The sequence below is a fragment of the Xanthomonas vasicola pv. musacearum NCPPB 4379 genome, from assembly GCF_000277895.2.
Taxonomy (GTDB): Bacteria; Pseudomonadota; Gammaproteobacteria; order Xanthomonadales; family Xanthomonadaceae; genus Xanthomonas; species Xanthomonas vasicola.
Genome location: NZ_CP034655.1, coordinates 203,464 through 218,643, shown reverse-complemented (window position 1 = coordinate 218,643; position 15,180 = coordinate 203,464). Strand labels below are relative to the sequence as shown.

Annotated in this window: 16 protein-coding genes; 3 read left to right on the top strand and 13 right to left on the bottom strand. The window is 64.7% G+C overall.

Translation table 11 applies throughout. The annotated features are described in order from the left end of the window. Nucleotides 1-68: 68 nt before the first annotated feature. Nucleotides 69-1,085 (bottom strand): 3-oxoacyl-ACP synthase III, encoded by a 1,017-nt coding sequence (locus KWO_RS00945; protein ID WP_010379852.1) that lies wholly within the window; start codon nucleotides 1,083-1,085, stop codon nucleotides 69-71. 101 nt (nucleotides 1,086-1,186) lie between these two features. Then, nucleotides 1,187-1,507, bottom strand: a complete 321-nt coding sequence (locus KWO_RS00940) for a DUF4156 domain-containing protein (RefSeq protein ID WP_010379851.1) — start codon at nucleotides 1,505-1,507, stop codon at nucleotides 1,187-1,189. A gap of 386 nt (nucleotides 1,508-1,893) precedes the next feature. Between KWO_RS00940 and KWO_RS00935 the strand changes: the two genes are divergently transcribed. After that, nucleotides 1,894-2,355: an XAC0231 family protein gene (locus KWO_RS00935; protein WP_010379850.1), complete on the top strand. Its 462-nt coding sequence runs from the start codon at nucleotides 1,894-1,896 to the stop codon at nucleotides 2,353-2,355. A 26-nt stretch (nucleotides 2,356-2,381) separates the two neighbouring features. Further along, on the top strand, nucleotides 2,382-2,858 hold the full coding sequence (locus KWO_RS00930) for a tRNA (cytidine(34)-2'-O)-methyltransferase (RefSeq protein ID WP_010370568.1): 477 nt from the start codon (nucleotides 2,382-2,384) through the stop codon (nucleotides 2,856-2,858). A 336-nt stretch (nucleotides 2,859-3,194) separates the two neighbouring features. Here KWO_RS00930 and KWO_RS00925 read toward each other — a convergent pair whose 3' ends face one another. The 6 genes from KWO_RS00925 to poxB form a co-directional block, all read right to left on the bottom strand. Next, nucleotides 3,195-4,418 carry an MFS transporter gene (locus KWO_RS00925; RefSeq protein WP_010379849.1) on the bottom strand — a complete coding sequence of 408 codons (1,224 nt, stop codon included), beginning with the start codon at nucleotides 4,416-4,418 and terminating at the stop codon, nucleotides 3,195-3,197. A gap of 104 nt (nucleotides 4,419-4,522) precedes the next feature. Continuing rightward, nucleotides 4,523-5,140, bottom strand: a complete 618-nt coding sequence (locus tag KWO_RS00920) for a hypothetical protein (RefSeq protein ID WP_010379848.1) — start codon at nucleotides 5,138-5,140, stop codon at nucleotides 4,523-4,525. A gap of 101 nt (nucleotides 5,141-5,241) precedes the next feature. Further along, on the bottom strand, nucleotides 5,242-5,991 hold the full coding sequence (locus tag KWO_RS00915) for a hypothetical protein (RefSeq protein WP_010370576.1): 750 nt from the start codon (nucleotides 5,989-5,991) through the stop codon (nucleotides 5,242-5,244). Between the two features lie 190 nt (nucleotides 5,992-6,181). Further along, a complete protein-coding gene (locus tag KWO_RS00910) occupies nucleotides 6,182-7,528 on the bottom strand; it encodes a sigma-54-dependent transcriptional regulator (protein WP_010379847.1) in 1,347 nt (448 codons plus the stop codon). Continuing rightward, nucleotides 7,513-8,955 carry a sensor histidine kinase gene (locus tag KWO_RS00905; RefSeq protein WP_010370581.1) on the bottom strand — a complete coding sequence of 481 codons (1,443 nt, stop codon included), beginning with the start codon at nucleotides 8,953-8,955 and terminating at the stop codon, nucleotides 7,513-7,515. Before KWO_RS00905 ends, KWO_RS00910 begins: the two co-directional genes overlap by 16 nt. A gap of 49 nt (nucleotides 8,956-9,004) precedes the next feature. Next, nucleotides 9,005-10,714 carry a ubiquinone-dependent pyruvate dehydrogenase gene (poxB, locus tag KWO_RS00900; RefSeq protein ID WP_026113229.1) on the bottom strand — a complete coding sequence of 570 codons (1,710 nt, stop codon included), beginning with the start codon at nucleotides 10,712-10,714 and terminating at the stop codon, nucleotides 9,005-9,007. A gap of 376 nt (nucleotides 10,715-11,090) precedes the next feature. Between poxB and KWO_RS00895 the strand changes: the two genes are divergently transcribed. Beyond that, a complete protein-coding gene (locus KWO_RS00895) occupies nucleotides 11,091-11,687 on the top strand; it encodes an OmpO family porin (RefSeq protein ID WP_010370585.1) in 597 nt (198 codons plus the stop codon). 324 nt (nucleotides 11,688-12,011) lie between these two features. On the opposite strand, the gene KWO_RS00890 is transcribed toward KWO_RS00895, so the two are convergent. From KWO_RS00890 to KWO_RS00870, 5 genes are all read right to left on the bottom strand, one after another. Next, the gene (locus KWO_RS00890) at nucleotides 12,012-13,037 is read right to left on the bottom strand and encodes an NAD(P)H-dependent glycerol-3-phosphate dehydrogenase (protein WP_010379844.1); all 1,026 of its coding nucleotides are present in this window, start codon (nucleotides 13,035-13,037) and stop codon (nucleotides 12,012-12,014) included. Nucleotides 13,038-13,051: 14 nt separating this feature from the next. Further along, nucleotides 13,052-13,564 (bottom strand): protein-export chaperone SecB, encoded by a 513-nt coding sequence (gene secB, locus KWO_RS00885; protein ID WP_010370592.1) that lies wholly within the window; start codon nucleotides 13,562-13,564, stop codon nucleotides 13,052-13,054. A gap of 109 nt (nucleotides 13,565-13,673) precedes the next feature. Then, nucleotides 13,674-14,108: a rhodanese-like domain-containing protein gene (locus tag KWO_RS00880; protein ID WP_010370595.1), complete on the bottom strand. Its 435-nt coding sequence runs from the start codon at nucleotides 14,106-14,108 to the stop codon at nucleotides 13,674-13,676. A gap of 75 nt (nucleotides 14,109-14,183) precedes the next feature. Beyond that, a complete protein-coding gene (locus KWO_RS00875; protein WP_010379842.1) occupies nucleotides 14,184-14,606 on the bottom strand; it encodes a hypothetical protein in 423 nt (140 codons plus the stop codon). 28 nt (nucleotides 14,607-14,634) lie between these two features. Further along, nucleotides 14,635-15,105, bottom strand: coding sequence for a YiiD C-terminal domain-containing protein (locus tag KWO_RS00870; protein WP_017112147.1), 471 nt, complete (start codon nucleotides 15,103-15,105; stop codon nucleotides 14,635-14,637). Nucleotides 15,106-15,180 lie beyond the last annotated feature (75 nt).

The window sequence follows — 15,180 nt, the reverse complement described above, 5'->3', positions numbered from 1 at the left end:
TCTTCAAGCGAACATGATGCTGGAACGTGTACTAAAAATCCATTTTTTTTAACACGTCCCGCACTTCATCACCAGACCACTTCCGCCATCGAGCAATTCAGACCCGAGCCGATCCCCAGCAGCGCGATCCGGTCGCCCTTCTTCAGGCGGCCCAGTTCCTTGAGCTTGCTCAGCACGATCGGCACCGAGGCCGGGCCGATGTTGCCGTGCTCGCCGAAGATGGTCATGACCTTGGCCGGGTCGATGCCGAACGACTTCACGAAGGCGGCGGTGTGCGGGCGGCTGACCTGGTGGATGACGAACTGGTCCAGTTCGTCCACCGCCCAACCCAGCACCTGGCGCGCGGCCAGGAAGGTCTTCTGCGCCAGCTTGATGCCTTCGATCAGCAGCAGCCGGGTGTCAGTGACCATGCGGTCCAGGTTGCCCCGGCACAGCTTGTTCCACTCGGTGGCCGAGCGGGTCACGCCGCCCTTGTAGCGCGGCGCGTCGGGCACCAGTTCGGTACGCGCCATCACCATGGCTGCTGCACCGCAACCCAGCGTCAGCGCGGCAAGTTCGTTGCGGAACTCCTCCTCAGTGACGTCTGGCGAGTTCATGCGCTCAAGGGTCTTTTCATAGACCAGGTTGGCGGTCTCGCCGTCCACGACCAACGCATAGTCGATCTCGCCGCGCTCGAGCATGCGCGCGGCGATGTCCATGCCGTTGATGAAGGCAAGGCAGGCGTTGGCCACGTCGAAGGTGACGCAGTGGTCGCCCACGCCCAGGTTGCCGGACACAATGGACGCCGTAGACGGCTCCAGGTAATCACGGCTCACCGAGGTGTTGACCAGCAGGCCGATCTTCTCGATGCCGATCCCGGCATCGATCAGCGCCTTGCGCGCGGCCTGGGTGGCGGCGTCCGATGCCTGGACATCCTGGTCCCACAAGCGCCGTGCATGGATACCCGCAACGTCGCCCAACACATCGGTCTTGATCCCGAGGCGGTCGTAGGTCGGTTGCAGGCGTTCGTTGATTTCCTTGGAAGTCAGCGTGTGCGGCGCATCAACATGCGCCAGTCCCGCGATGGAGACATTCTGGAAGAGCATCGAAGTAGCGCCATGGCGTCAGGCGAGGGGGCGCTAGTCTAGCCGTTGGCTGGTTTTACCGCATCTTTACATTTGAATAGCCTGCGCCCCAGCCCAACGGTTCAGCGCGGCGGGCAGCGGAAGGCGTTGAAACGCTGGCTGCCATCGGCCGGCTGGCCTTGCGCCTGCACCGCATTGGCGTTGGCGCCCGGCGCCTCATTGCGCGCCAGGGTTTCCAGCTCTTCCTGCACGCGCAGCGGATTGCGGTTGTAGAAACCGACCTTGCTCTTGACCGTCACCACCACTTCGCCCTGCTGCTGACATCCCGCTGGCACAGGGCCTGCGGGCAGTACCTGCACGCTTTTACCGCTTTGTTCGATCGGCACCCAGGTGCAGGCCGCAGTGGTGGTGGCAATCAGAACAGACAGCATCAGCACGCGCATAAGTCATCACACCTGTGGGGAAAACCGGATTGTGCCGCAGTTGCCTGCCGACGATCTGGCGCGCGGTGGTACCCGCAATCCACCCATTCAGCGCACCAAACTGCCTTGTCTTGCACGAGAACACCCGTTTGGCCGTGCTGTCCGCCGTCCTGCAGCGCGTCCGGGCGTCCGGACGCGGACAGTTCTACGCATCAAAAAAAATTTTAAAAACAATGGCCTCCGGTTGGCACCCCGTTTGCTCTGATGTATCTGGCAAGCACCGGCTGCACCTTAAACTGACTTTCAGCTGAACAGAATAAAGAGCAAGGCAAAAGTTCTTGTGCATACATAAACGGTGTACTACATTACTACCACACCACTGACTAACAACACCAAGAGACCTCGCCATGAAGACCCAGACCCTGCGCATCGCCCTCTCCTCCGCCCTGTTCGCCGGCGCCACCCTTGCCGGTTTTGCCCAGGCCGCCAGCCTGACCACGCTGGAGACCGTGCAGGTTCGCCCGGCCGCCGACCAGATCGCCCAGCAGACGCTGGAACGCAACAGCGACATCCGCACCCTGGCCGCCGTGCAGGTGCGTCCGTCGGCTGAACAGCTGGCGGCGCTGGCTGCCGAACAGGCCGGCCCGCGCATCGTCACCCTGGCTGCGGTGCAGGTGCGTCCTTCGGCCGAACAGCGCGCCGCGCTGGTGGTGCGCAGCGCCGCCGCCAGCGCGCAGACCGCCACCGGCCAGGCAACTGGCGCCATCGGTGCGCTGATGGGCCAGGTCATCGTCGACCTGCCAGCGCCCAAGCTGCAGCCCTCGCCGGCCGAGCTGCAAGCGCTGGTCAACGCCGCCATCAGCCTTTAAGCACGCGCGCAGCTACACTTGCGCGCATGTCAGCACCTGTCCTCGATGTCATTCTGTTTCAGCCCGAAATTCCGCCCAACACGGGCAATGTGATTCGTCTGTGCGCCAATACCGGCGCGCGCCTGCACCTGATCGAGCCGCTCGGCTTCGACCTCAGCGACAAGCAGCTCAAGCGCGCCGGCCTGGACTATCACGAATACGCACCGCTCAAGGTGCATGCCGATTTGCCCAGTGCCCTGGCCGCCATCGCGCCCAAGCGCGTGTTTGCATTGAGCACCCGCAGCACGGTGCGCTACGACACACCGCAGTTCTCCGATGGCGATGCGTTTTTGTTCGGCCCGGAAACCCGCGGCCTGCCGACCGAGGTGCTGGAGTCGATTCCACCGCAGCACCGGCTCCGTCTGCCGATGCGCCCGGACAACCGCAGCCTCAATCTGTCCAACACCGTTGCAGTGATGGTGTTCGAAGCCTGGCGGCAATGGAATTTTGCTGGCGGCCAATAGCCACGCCTGCACGCAATGAGACAAGGCAGCGCACTCGCTCACCGGGCCGGCACTGCCACGCTTCCGTTGAGATCGTGAGTGAGGCACGTAGACCTTCGTCGATCACACGCGATCTTTTGTGTCCACTCCTGATCGACGAGAGACACCGTACGGCCAGCCGACGTTGAAGCGATCCCGCGTGCCGCCTTCTTTGCACGCTCGCTACGCGCCTTGCCTGCCATCGCTCGACCTTGCCCACATCGCACTTGGGCATCCTGCCAGTGCATTGAGTAGATCGCGCGCAAGCCGCAACAGACCTCAATCGAGTCGCACGCACTTGCGCCCACCGCGCTGTGCTTACGCCGCCGTCTGCGCAGCGGTCGCCGTCTGCAACATGCCGCGACAGCTGGCCCACAAGGCCACCGCCAGCAACGCAATCGTGCCCAACGCCAGAAATGCAGTGCGGTAACCGAAGGCATGCGCCAGCCAGCCACCGAACGCCGGGCTCAGCGCCGCGCCGATGCCCTGCACCGTCATCACTGCACCCTGGCCGACATTTACACGCCCGGTGCCTTGCAACAACCGCGCGACCAGCGCCGGCACCACCACGCTCTGCAAGCCGGCGCCGAGCCCATCAAGGATCTGCACCGGAAACACGCCCCAACCATGGATCACCGATGCCGCCACCAGCGCGCGCAATGGCAAGGCCATGAACGCCACCAGCAACACCCACCAATGCCCGTGCACACGAATCCAGCGCATCGCCAGCAATGCGACGACCACCATCGTGGCCTGTGCCACCACGATGGTGGTGGCGGTCAACGCACTGGGGTCGCCGGCATGCGCAGCCACGATCGCCATGCCGTACAGCGGCAGCATCGCCGCATTACCCAGATGGAACAGCCCCAACGTGACCGCCAACAGCGCCAACGGGCGGCATGTCAGCAACACGCGCCAGCCACTGAGCGCATCGCCGTCGCTGTTGCTTGCCAGACCGCGCGCTGCGCGGTGGTCGATGGCCGCGGCCGGAATCGCCAGCACGGCCACCAGCGCCAAGGCACCGAAGAACGCGGTGAGCAGAAACACCGCAGCGAACCCATAGCGCCATCCCAACCAGCCGGCCAGCACCGCGGCCAGCACGTTGCCGGCATGGTTGGCCACCTGGTTGCGCGCCAGTTGATGGTCGAAGCCGTGCGCGTGCACCAAACCCAAGGTGATTCCGGTCAATGCGGGGCCGATGCCGGCCGCCGCCAATGCCGAGGCGATCTGCGCGGCAACCACGCCGGACGAGGTGGGTTGCAGCCAGATCAACGCAGTGGCAAGCAAGATCGCCAGGCAGCCGACCACCACCACGGCGCGTTTGCGCCGGGTGGCATCGACCAGCGCGCCGGCCGGCGTGGTGGCAAGCATGCCGGCAATGCCGCCCACGCTCATCACCGTGCCGATCGCTGCCACCGACCAGCCCTTGGATTGCAGGAACACGCTAAGGAATGGACCCAGCCCGTCCTGCACATCGGCCACGCTGAAGTGCAATGCTTCCAGCGCGCGCGTCCCGCGTGGTCTGGCCTTGGTCATCGGCATGGCAATGCTCCAGTGCCGGTTGCAACGCCAGCGCACACGCCGGCGCGCGTGGCAGACCAGAGGGGAAGCATCTCAACCGCGCGCGTTGGCCGCATATCCGGCTCCTAGTGTTTGGGTTTGGGTTTGGGCTTGTGCCCGGGGCCGTGCGGCGGGTGCTCGATCTGCTTCAGCGTCGCCGCCTTGGCGCCCAAGGCGTGGGCATGGATCAGCACACCGTGCGGCGTGGCCTTGGTATCGCCTTCTGCCACCAGCGGCTTGCCGACCACTAGTTGTTTGGCGAAGTCGCCACCGGCATGCGGCGGAAACCGCACCGTAACCGCGTCGTCGAGCAGAACGCCATGCACCTGCCCGTGCGGACCGTGCAGCAGCCTGGTGACGGTGCCGCTGTGCTGGGCGACTTCCGGCTTGGGCGGTTTGCCGGGTGGCTTGGGTTTGGGCTTGGCGTGCGGCCCATGCGGGCCTTCATCCAGGATGCGCTTGCCGCCTTCCGGATCGATCGCCAACGCCACCAGCATGTCCACGTCACGCGGCTTGAGCCCACGCACCGTGAGCGCGCTGCCAGGCTTGAGCGCCTTCAGCAGTGCAGCCGACAGATGCGGCGGCGTGTGCACTTCGGTGCCATCGGTGAGCAGCAGGCCATCGATATCGGCCTTGGGATTGAGCAGGAAACGCGCCAGGGTGCCGCGGGTGGCGGGGAGGAAATCAGGGTCGACCCAATGCATGGTGTTACTCCGAAAAAAGACCGGCAGTGCCGATCAAGCCGCTGGCCACGTGGGGCGTGGCCAGCGGAGGAAACCAACGAACACGAAACGTCTGGCGCGACTTAACGACCAGCCGGCGGGACGGGAGCACCCGACGGGGGCGGCAGCGGGCCGTCCGGACGCGGCGCGGTAAACAACGTACGCAGCGAGGAGCGGTCACGGCCCAGCTGGGTGGCTTCGATCGCACGGCCGTCCGGGGTGGCCACGCCAAAGCCGCTAGCGCTCAGTGGTGCGCCGACGCGCAACAGATCGGCGAACTGCAGCGCCAGATGCGGCGGCATACGCACCACCGTGCCATCGCTGACCAGCGCACCATTGACCTCGCCGGCGGGCCCATACACCAGGCGCTGGATCTTGCCATCGGCCTGCAGCGGGGTCAGCTGACCCGGGGTCGGCGGCGGCGGTGGCGGCGCACCGAAGGTGGGCGGGCGATCGACTACCTCGCGGCCACTACGGCCGGAGCGGATCGAACTGACCTGCAGCACCGGCAGATTGCCCAGGCGGAAGCCCTGCACGACCACGTTGTCGCCGGCACGCACGGCCGCCTTCACTTCGGTGGACAGATGCGGCGGGAACCCGACCTGGGTGCCGTCGCGCAGCCACAGGCCGTCGACGTCGCCATTGGGAGTGAGCATGAAGCGCTCGACAGTACCGCTCACGCTCACCGGTGTGGCGGCGACGGGGGTCGGCGGGGCCGGCGGGCCGCCGATCGGGCCATTGGGAGCCGGCGACGGCGACGGGGCGGCAACTTGTGCGGCGGCGGCGCCGATGGTGCAGGCCAAGGCAATTGCAAGAACGGTCTGACGCATCATGGGGATGTCTCCAGCGCGGCGGGAAGGGGCCGCGTACCAGAGACAAAGCAGTAATCGTGCCAATTACTAAGTGATTGTTTTAATAAGGATTTCATCGTCCAGTGTCGGGATGAAGGCGTCTGCATTTCATCCACACTGTCCGCTTCGGAGACACCTGCAGCCTGGTCTAAGGTCGATGCGCGTGCGATGGTCACAAGCCGTATTCTTCCAGCTTGCGATAGAGCAGTTGCCGGTGGATGCCCAGCCGGCGCGCGGCCTCGGCGCGGTTGCCCTGGCTCTGTTCCAGGGCCGACTGGATCATCTGTTTTTCCAGCCGCGCCACCGCTTCGGGCAGCGTTCCGGTCAGCGCCGACGCGACAGTTGACGGCGCCTCGCCGGCCTCGGCCAGCGCTTCGTCCAGATCCGCCGCATCGATGCTGGCGCCACGCACCATGACCTGGCTGCGCTGCATGACGTTGCGCAGCTCGCGCACATTGCCCGGCCAGCGGTGCGCAAGCAGGCGCTCCTGCGCAGCCGGCGACAGGCTCTGCGCGCGCGCTGCATTGGCACTCAGAAAGTGCTGAGCCAATAGCAGAATGTCCTGGCCGCGCTCACGTAATGGCGGCAATTCGATCGGCACCACATTGAGGCGGTAACGCAAATCGCTGCGAAAGCGCCCGTCGGCCACGCAGGCTGCCAGGTCGCGATGGGTAGCGGCCAGCACGCGCACATCGACCTTCTGCGGGCCGCTGCCGCCCAACGGCGTCACCTCGCCTTCCTGCAGGAAGCGCAGCAGCTTGGCCTGCATCGGCAGCGGCATGTCGCCGATCTCGTCGAGAAACAAGGTGCCGCCATCGGCTTCGCGAATCAGACCAGGACGGTCGCTGCTGGCGCCGGAAAACGCGCCTTTGCGATGGCCGAACAGCTCGCTCTCCATCAACTCCAGCGGAATAGCCGCGCAGTTGACCGCAATGAACGGGGCGCTGGCACGCGGACTGGCCCGATGCAAGGCGCGTGCGGCCAGCTCCTTGCCGGTACCGGTTTCACCGGTGATCAGCACCGGCAGATCAGACGCTGCCGCCAGCCCGATGCGCTTGTGCACCGTGCGCATCGCCGGGCTGTGGCCGACCAAGGCATCGTCGTCTTCGGGCGGTGCTTGTGGCGTTTCCGTCGCTGCTGCCTGGGCATCGGCACGGCTGAGCAGCGCGCGCTCCACCACCTCGACGATGTCGGCCCGGCCCACCGGCTTGACCAGATGATCGAAGGCGCCCAGCGTCATCGCTTCGATGGTGTTGCCGCTGGACACATAGGCGGTGAGCATCACCAGCGGCACCTGCCGCGCCTGCGCATCGTCCAGACGTGCACGCAGCACCGCGATGCCATCCATGCCCGGCATGCGGAAATCCACGAACGCCATATCGATCCCGCCTTCGCTCAGCCGCGCCAGCCCGTCCGGCCCGTTGTCGGCCGCGACCACCGTGTGCCCGAGCGAGCGCAAGGTGGCCTGCAAGGTCGTGCGAAACGCCGCATCGTCGTCGATGATCAAGATGCGCGCCATGGCAACTCCAGGATGAAATGCGTCAGCCCGTCGGCATGTGCGTAGCGCGCCTGCCCGCCATGCGCGCGCGCGATCTCGCGCACCAGCGCCAAGCCCAAGCCATTGCCGTCAGTACGGCCACTGACAAAAGGTTCGAACAAGTGCGCAGCGATCGGTTCGGCGATGGCCGCGCCACGGTTGGACACCTGCAGTTGCAGCATGCCTTCCACGTCTGCCGCTTGCAGCATGACCTCGCTGCCTGGGTCGGCGTGCTGCACGGCATTGCGCAACAGGTTGTGCACCGCGCGGCCGAGTTGCTGCGGATCCAGGGTCCAGCGTAGCGGCGCAGCCGGCAGCAGCAAGCGGGGCGCTGGCGTGCCCGGCGGCAACGGACTCTGCTCCAGCAGCGTCGCCAGCCAGTCCTGCACCACCACCGTCTCCAGGTGTAGGCGAATCGGCTGCACCATGCCGAGCAGGCTCTCGACCACGCCATCCAGGCGACGGATCTGCCCCAGCATCAACTCGCCATGCGCGGCATCGTCCGGCGTCGCATCGCGGCGCGCGATCTCGTTTTCCAGCGCCAACCGCATCGTGGCGATCGGGTTTCGGATTTCATGCGCCACCGTGGCCGTCATGCGCCCGAGTGCGGCAAGTCGCTCGTGTCGCGACAGCTCGTCGGCCAGGCGGCGTGTCTGCGCTAATGCCTGCGCGTTGCGTTGCGCATAGTCATTGACCGCTGCACCCAGCCGGTCCAGCTCCGGCGTGCCGGTCGGCGGAATGTGTGGCGTCTCGGTGTCGGCGGCCAGCGCCTGCTGGATGCGCTGCAGACGCTGGCTCCAACGCCGCACTAACACGCCCAGCGCAATCGCCGACATCGCCACCATCGCGAAGATCAACAGCATGCCGACGACCAACGGCCGCCAGGCATCGGCCTTGCTGGCCGGCACCCGCGTCATCGTCCATGCCGCGCTGTTCGATGCCAGCGGGCAGGCGCTGATCAGCAGCACCTCGCGGCGGCCGTCGCGGCGGTACTGCGTCGCTTTATTCTGTCGCACGCTCTGCTGCGCCGTACTGACGATATTGGCCCATTCCGCGGCGGGAATATCGGTCTTGTGATCGCTGCCGTCGTAGGTTGGGTACGCGTAGGCAACAAAGCCTTTATGCAGGTCCCAGACACCACCTTCGACACCTGGGGCATCGGCCAGCACCAGGTGCACCACCACCGCTGCCAGGCCCACGCCATCGTCACCACTCCGCGCCGCCTCGCTGGCCCCGGCATAGCGCTGCACGATGCGCGTGCATTGGCCGCTCAATTGCTGGCGTGCCTCCTCCAGCCGCACGCCCTCGGTCTGCCGGTACAAGCCGTACAACATCGTGGCCACGCCCAAGCAGGCGGCCACGATCACCATCCAGATCAGCAACAGTTGCCGGAGCAGCGAACGGGGCATGGGCGAAGCGGCCTGAAGAGGTCAGCCAGTGTGCGTGAGTGCAACTGAATTAACGCAGGTTGGTCCTGACCAGCTCGATCACCTCATCGCCCCGCCCGCTCATCACCGCCTTGAGCAGATACAGGCCCATGCCCTTGGCCTGTTCGAGTTTGATCGCCGGCGGCACCGCCAGCTCTTGCGTGGCAATGCGCACATCCACCAACGCCGGACCCGAATGCGCGAAGGCCTGCCGCAATGCACGTTCCAACTGCGACGACTCATCCACGCGAATGCCGAGAATGCCCATCGCATTGCTCATCGCGGCAAAGTCCGGATTGCGCAACTCGGTGCCGGTATCCAGGTAACCGGCAGCCTTCATTTCCATCGCCACGAAACCCAGCGATGCGTTGTTGAACACCACCACCTTCACCGGCAGATTCAACTGTGCCAGCGAAATGAAGTCTCCCATCAGCATCGCAAAGCCGCCATCGCCCGACAGCGAAATGACTTGCCGGCCAGGAAATGCTGCTTGCGCGCCCAGCGCCTGCGGCATCGCATTGGCCATCGAGCCGTGATTGAACGACCCCAGCAAGCGGCGCTTGCCGTTCATGCGCAAGTAGCGTGCTGCCCACACCGTGGGCGTGCCGACATCGCAGGTAAACACCGCATCCTGATCGGCAATCTGGCTGATCAGCCGCGTCACGAATTGCGGATGCAATGGCTCGCCCGGATCTGCCGGCACCGCAAGATCGTCCAGCCCTTCGCGCGCCTTGCGATAGTGCGCAAGCGATTTTTCCAGGAAGCCGCGCTCTTCACGGCGCTGCAGCTGCGGCAGCAATGCCGCGATGGTTTCGCCGACATCGGCGGCGATGCCCAGCTGCAATGGGGTGCGCCGACCGAGCGCGCTCGGGTCGCGATCCACCTGCACGATGGTCGCGTCCTTCGGATAGAACTGCCGATACGGAAAATCGGTGCCCAGCATGATCAAGGTGTCGCAGTTGAGCATCGCGTGGTAGCCGGAACTGAAACCGATCAGGCCGGTCATGCCGACATCGAACGGATTTTCCCACTCCACGTATTCCTTGCCGCGCAGCGCATGCACCACCGGTGCACCCAAGGTATCGGCCAAGGCCACCACCGCATCATGCGCGCCAGCGCAGCCACTGCCGCACAACAAGGTCACCGCTTTGCTTTGCTGCAACAGCGCGGCCAGTTGCTGAACATCCTCGGCGGCAGGCAACACACGCGGCTGACGCAGTGCCGGCCACGCGCTGGAGACATGCTTGTCGACCTCCAGCAGCGCGATATCGCCCGGAATCACCACCACAGCCACGCCTTGCTGCAGGATCGCCGAGCGCATCGCGCGATGCAGCATTTCCGGCAGCTGCGCCGGGTTGGTCACCAGCTCCACGAAATGACTGCATTCGCGGAACAGCTCTTGCGGGTGGGTCTCCTGAAAATAGCTCAACCCGATTTCGGACGAAGGAATATGCGCGGCAATCGCCAACACCGGTTGGCGGCTGCGATGGCAATCGAACAGCCCGTTGATCAGATGCAGATTGCCCGGCCCGCAGCTGCCGGCGCACACCGCCAGCTGACCGGTCACCGCCGCCTCGGCACCCGCCGCAAACGCGGCGACTTCTTCGTGCCGCACATGCATCCACTCGATGGTCTGCATCTCGCGCAAGGCGTCGGTCAAGCCATTGAGGCTGTCGCCGGTCACGCCCCAGATCCGCTCAACCCCAGCACTCTGCAGCGTCTCGGCCAAAAAGCGCGCCAACGTTCTGTTCTTCGCCACGATGCAGCTCCACGCGTGTGTTCAACAAGCGTGCAATGCTCCCAACGGTGATGTCAGTGCAATGTGCTCGTGTAACGAGTTCGCGTAAAAACGCTGGAAAATCAGGCGGTCCATGCAGTTGGGCACACACGTCTCACATCGGCGCTGTGTAAGCGCTAGAGCGTCACCTTTTGCACGTGCTGTATGCACACGATCAGGCAACACAAGAAAGCGCAGCTGAATCTGGTGCGATGATTCATCACCTGGTCAGTTCAAAATTCATGTCGCGTTCCAACGAATAACGGAGAATTTACATCTCGGCAGCGAACGGCATTCGCCTCAGCGCCGGTCCAATCAAAAAAGTAGAGGTATCCCGATCATGAAGACTTCTTTGCTGGCCCTCGGCCTTCTCGCAGCTCTGCCGTTTGCGGCTTCGGCTGCTGAAAACCTCTCCTACAACTTCGTCGAAGGCGACTACGTGCGCACTCCGACCGACGGCCGCGATGCGGACGGCTGGGGCGTGAAGGCATCCTATGCCGTTGCTCCGAACTTCCACGTGTTCGGCGATTACAGCAAGCAGAACGCTGACGACAACGACAACCTGTTCGAAAACACCAACTCCGACTTCCAGCAGTGGGGCGTTGGCGTGGGCTATAACCACGAAATCGCCACCAGCACGGACTTCGTTGCCCGCGTTGCATACCGCAAGCTGGACCTGGACACCCCGAACGTCAGCTTCGACGGCTACAGCGTTGAAGCCGGCCTGCGCAATGCCTTCGGCGAGCACTTCGAAGTCTATGCACTGGCTGGTTACGAAGACTTCTCCAAGAAGCGTGGCATCGACATCGGTGACAACTTCTACGGCCGCCTTGGCGCCCAGGTGAAGTTGAACCAGAACTGGGGCATCAACGGCGACATCCGTATGGATGGCGACGGCAACAAGGAATGGTCGGTCGGCCCGCGCTTCAGCTGGTAAGCCGCACGTCTAACTGCAGCGCGACTCTCTCTCCCGCGTTGCATTGGAAGCCCGGTCCCCCGACCGGGCTTTTTTCTTTTGGGCGATCGGTTGGCGGTTTGTAAGCACACGCCACGCACCGCGGCGTTTTGCACGGGGAATCCTCGCCAACGATGCACCACCACGAGGACGTGGCCGCGTTCGCGTTGGGTGCGTACCAGTGCCTGACACTTGATCCGCCCAGGCTCCCCATGCGCCGCACAGCAGCCCATCAACAAAACGCCCGGCATTGCCGGGCGTTTTGTTATGCATCTTCGCGATGGGCACCCAAGTGCCGCCCAGTCGTCAGGTAAACAAGGTCTGCGGATACTCGGGCTTGCGCTCGCGTGCCAGCAATTCCTTCAAGCCTGCTTCCGGGGTGATTTCGCCATGCAATACCGCACGCACGGCGTTGGAGATCGGTAGCTCGATGCCGTGGTGTTCGGCCTGGCGCATGACCTCATCGGCCGTCTGCACTGATTCGACCACCTGGCCAATCTCGCGGATCGCATCGTTCAAGCTCTGCCCACGCCCCAACGCCAGGCCCAGGCGACGGTTGCGCGACAAATCGCCGGTGCAGGTAAGCACCAGATCGCCCAAACCGGCCAGACCCATCAGGGTTTCCGGACGTGCGCCGATCGCTGCTGCCAGACGCAGCATCTCGTTCAAGCCACGCGTGATCAAACCGGCGCGTGCATTGAGACCAAGCTGCATGCCATCGGCCACGCCGGTGGCCACAGCCAGTACGTTTTTCATCGCACCGCCCAGCTCGGCGCCCACCATGTCGTCGCCGGTGTAGGCGCGGAAAGTGGGACCATGCATCGCGTCGGCGACCACTTGTGCAAACATCGCATCGTCGCCGTGCACGGTGATGGCGGTCGGCAGGCCGAGCGTGACTTCCTTGGCGAAAGAGGGCCCGGTCACCACGGCCAGCGGAACTTTGGGGCCGAGGATGTCGCGCGCCACTTCATGCAGAAACCGCCCGGAACCGGGTTCGAAACCTTTGGTTGCCCAGGCAACGCCGGCACCCGCTGGGCGCAGCGGTGCGATCAGCCGAATGGTCTCGGTAAACGCATGCGAGGGCACCACCACCAGAATCCAGGTGGCGTCAGCGACGGCTGCCTGCAGGTCGGTGGTGGCACGCAGGCTGTCGGGCAGTGGAATGCCCGGCAGATAACGCGCGTTCTCATGGGTGCGGTCGATGGTGTCCACCATCGCCGCATCGCGGCCCCAGAGCACGGTCGGGTGACCGTGTCTGGCGAGCAGCGCGGCCAGGGCCGTGCCCCAGGAACCGGCGCCGAGAACGGCGATCTTGTGGGTCGAATCGCTCATCGGCGCAATAAGGCTTAGGCGTTGCCAGCCGGCTCGGAATCGGCCAGCGAGGTGCCTTCGTTCTGGCGCTGGCGCAGGGTTTCTGCATACAGGGCTTCAAAGTTGATCGGCTGCAGGTAGAACGGCGGGAAGCCGCCGGCCTGAATCAGGTCGCTGACCAGCGTACGCACGTACGGGAACAGGATGTTCGGGCACTGGGTGCCGAGCAGCACGTCGATCGCCTGCGGCTCCAGGCCAACCAGGCCAAACACGCCGGCCTGCTGCACTTCAGCCACGTAGGCGGTCTTGCCACCGGCGGTGCAGGTCAGGGTCACGGCCAGCACCACTTCAAAGGCGTTGTCGTTGAGGCGCTGGACCTTCTGATTGAGGTTCAGCTGCAGCTCGGGCTGGTTGGCGTCATTGAAGACGGCCGGTGCGTTTGGCGATTCGAAGGACACGTCCTTGACGTAAATCTTTTCGATAGTGAAGGCGGGGCCAGCAGCGGCGTCGGCCGGCGCAGCGGCGCCGTTGAGGATTTCGTCGGACATTCCTAACTCCAGAAACGGTTCGGTGGATGCAGCGTTGAGTGATGCAGACGTGAAAGTGTGAGTCTCTCACGCCAGCAATGGGGGCTTGGCGGGCGCCGCACAAGGCGGATCAGCGGCCCTTGATCAGTGGCAGCTCGGCCATCTGCCAGGCGGCGACGCCGCCTTCGAGCCAGTACACCTGCTCGAAGCCGGCTTTCTTCAGCGTCTTGGCTGCACCAGCGGAGGTGGTGCCACTACGGCAGACCACCACCACAGGCGAGGCCTTGGCGTTGGCCAGCAGCTTGCTGGCCGGGTCGAACTTGGCCAATGCCACATTCCGGCTGCCGGCGATGTGGCCTTTTTCGAAATCGGCGGTCGGCGACAGATCGATCACCAGCGCGTTGTCGCTGTTGATCAGACGGGTCAGCTGGGCCGGCGTGAGCGCGCGATAGCCGCGGAACAGACGCGCGACCTCGGTGACGATCAGCGCGATGGTCAGGCCCACCAGGGCCAGCGACAACATGGGGTTGCGGCCGACAAAGGCCTGCAGCTCTTCGAAATTCACGGGGTCAGGGTCAGTCGAGCGGGCGGGAATTGTCGCACAGCTGGCGCACGCGAGGCCCAGCGCGCAGGGGCCGGACTACTGGCCTTTCCACAAATCGGGCAGGCCGCTGGCTAGCCACCAGCGCTTCTGCTCGGGATTCCAGCGCCAGATCTCGATGCTGCGCACCAGCCGTTCGGCCTGGGTATTGCGGTTGATCACCCGCAATTCGACCTCGCGGCGCAGGTCGCCGTTGGAGTCTTGGCCCACGCGCACCTCGCGGTAGCCGGAGATCTGGATCTGCTCGTAGCGCGACCGTTCCAGGTCGCTGAGCGGATGCGCCTGGGCATACGCCGGCTCAACGAAGCCCTGCGCGGCGTCGAAGTCGTTCCAGCGCACGGCGGCCGTGTAGGCGGCCTGGGTGGTTTCCAGCGCGCGCGCCTGCGCGCGGCTGCCGGCATTGACCACCCCGCTCAGCATTGCCAGCCCGAGCAGGACGACCATTGTGAAGACTGCACGCATGCGTATTCCCCCTGATCCAGCGCGCATCCTACCGCTTTGGAAACGCCACGAAACGCCCGCTCAACGTGGCCGCAGCGGCGCCCGAGCCCAGCGCGATCTGCGCGCGCATGCCGATGCGCGCCTTGCCGCGCTGCCGGAAGGTCGCCAGAAACGTCTCCCAACTGCCCAACTCGGATGGCTCGGCATTGGCCACCAGGTCTTCGTAGACCGGCGCGACATAGCGCAGTTGGCTGTCGGCGACGTAGACATCGGCACTGTGCCCGACCAATTGCAGTTGCAGGGTCAGCCAGCCCCAGCTGGCCAGCGTCATCAGCGAGGCCAGGCTGCCGCCGAACGCATTGGCCTTGTCGTTGACGTTGGCCTGCAGCGGCGCGCGCAAGCGCAGCGCACCCTCGTGCAACCCATCGACGGCGATGCCCATCGACAGCACCGGTGGCATGGCGATGAACTGCGACTGCAGTGACTGCAGGGCGGATGCGAGCGTGCACGAAGGAGTCATCGGCAAAGACTGAAAGACGGCGAAGGGCGGCATCATGCCGCAATGTTCTGCGGGCGTGTTGTGCACTGCGTGACA

Excerpts from the sequence above, each read along its gene's own strand:
- KWO_RS00870 (WP_017112147.1), bottom strand. The coding sequence starts at position 15,105 with ATGACTCCTTCGTGCACGCTCGCATCCGCCCTGCAGTCACTGCAGTCG.
- KWO_RS00890 (WP_010379844.1), bottom strand. The coding sequence starts at position 13,037 with ATGAGCGATTCGACCCACAAGATCGCCGTTCTCGGCGCCGGTTCCTGG.
- KWO_RS00940 (WP_010379851.1), bottom strand. The coding sequence starts at position 1,507 with ATGCGCGTGCTGATGCTGTCTGTTCTGATTGCCACCACCACTGCGGCC.
- secB (WP_010370592.1), bottom strand. The coding sequence starts at position 13,564 with ATGTCCGACGAAATCCTCAACGGCGCCGCTGCGCCGGCCGACGCCGCT.
- KWO_RS00910 (WP_010379847.1), bottom strand. The coding sequence starts at position 7,528 with ATGGCGCGCATCTTGATCATCGACGACGATGCGGCGTTTCGCACGACC.
- KWO_RS00925 (WP_010379849.1), bottom strand. The coding sequence starts at position 4,418 with ATGCCGATGACCAAGGCCAGACCACGCGGGACGCGCGCGCTGGAAGCA.
- KWO_RS00895 (WP_010370585.1), top strand. The coding sequence starts at position 11,091 with ATGAAGACTTCTTTGCTGGCCCTCGGCCTTCTCGCAGCTCTGCCGTTT.
- KWO_RS00915 (WP_010370576.1), bottom strand. The coding sequence starts at position 5,991 with ATGATGCGTCAGACCGTTCTTGCAATTGCCTTGGCCTGCACCATCGGC.
- KWO_RS00930 (WP_010370568.1), top strand. The coding sequence starts at position 2,382 with ATGTCAGCACCTGTCCTCGATGTCATTCTGTTTCAGCCCGAAATTCCG.
- KWO_RS00905 (WP_010370581.1), bottom strand. The coding sequence starts at position 8,955 with ATGCCCCGTTCGCTGCTCCGGCAACTGTTGCTGATCTGGATGGTGATC.
- KWO_RS00920 (WP_010379848.1), bottom strand. The coding sequence starts at position 5,140 with ATGCATTGGGTCGACCCTGATTTCCTCCCCGCCACCCGCGGCACCCTG.
- KWO_RS00935 (WP_010379850.1), top strand. The coding sequence starts at position 1,894 with ATGAAGACCCAGACCCTGCGCATCGCCCTCTCCTCCGCCCTGTTCGCC.
- KWO_RS00875 (WP_010379842.1), bottom strand. The coding sequence starts at position 14,606 with ATGCGTGCAGTCTTCACAATGGTCGTCCTGCTCGGGCTGGCAATGCTG.
- KWO_RS00945 (WP_010379852.1), bottom strand. The coding sequence starts at position 1,085 with ATGCTCTTCCAGAATGTCTCCATCGCGGGACTGGCGCATGTTGATGCG.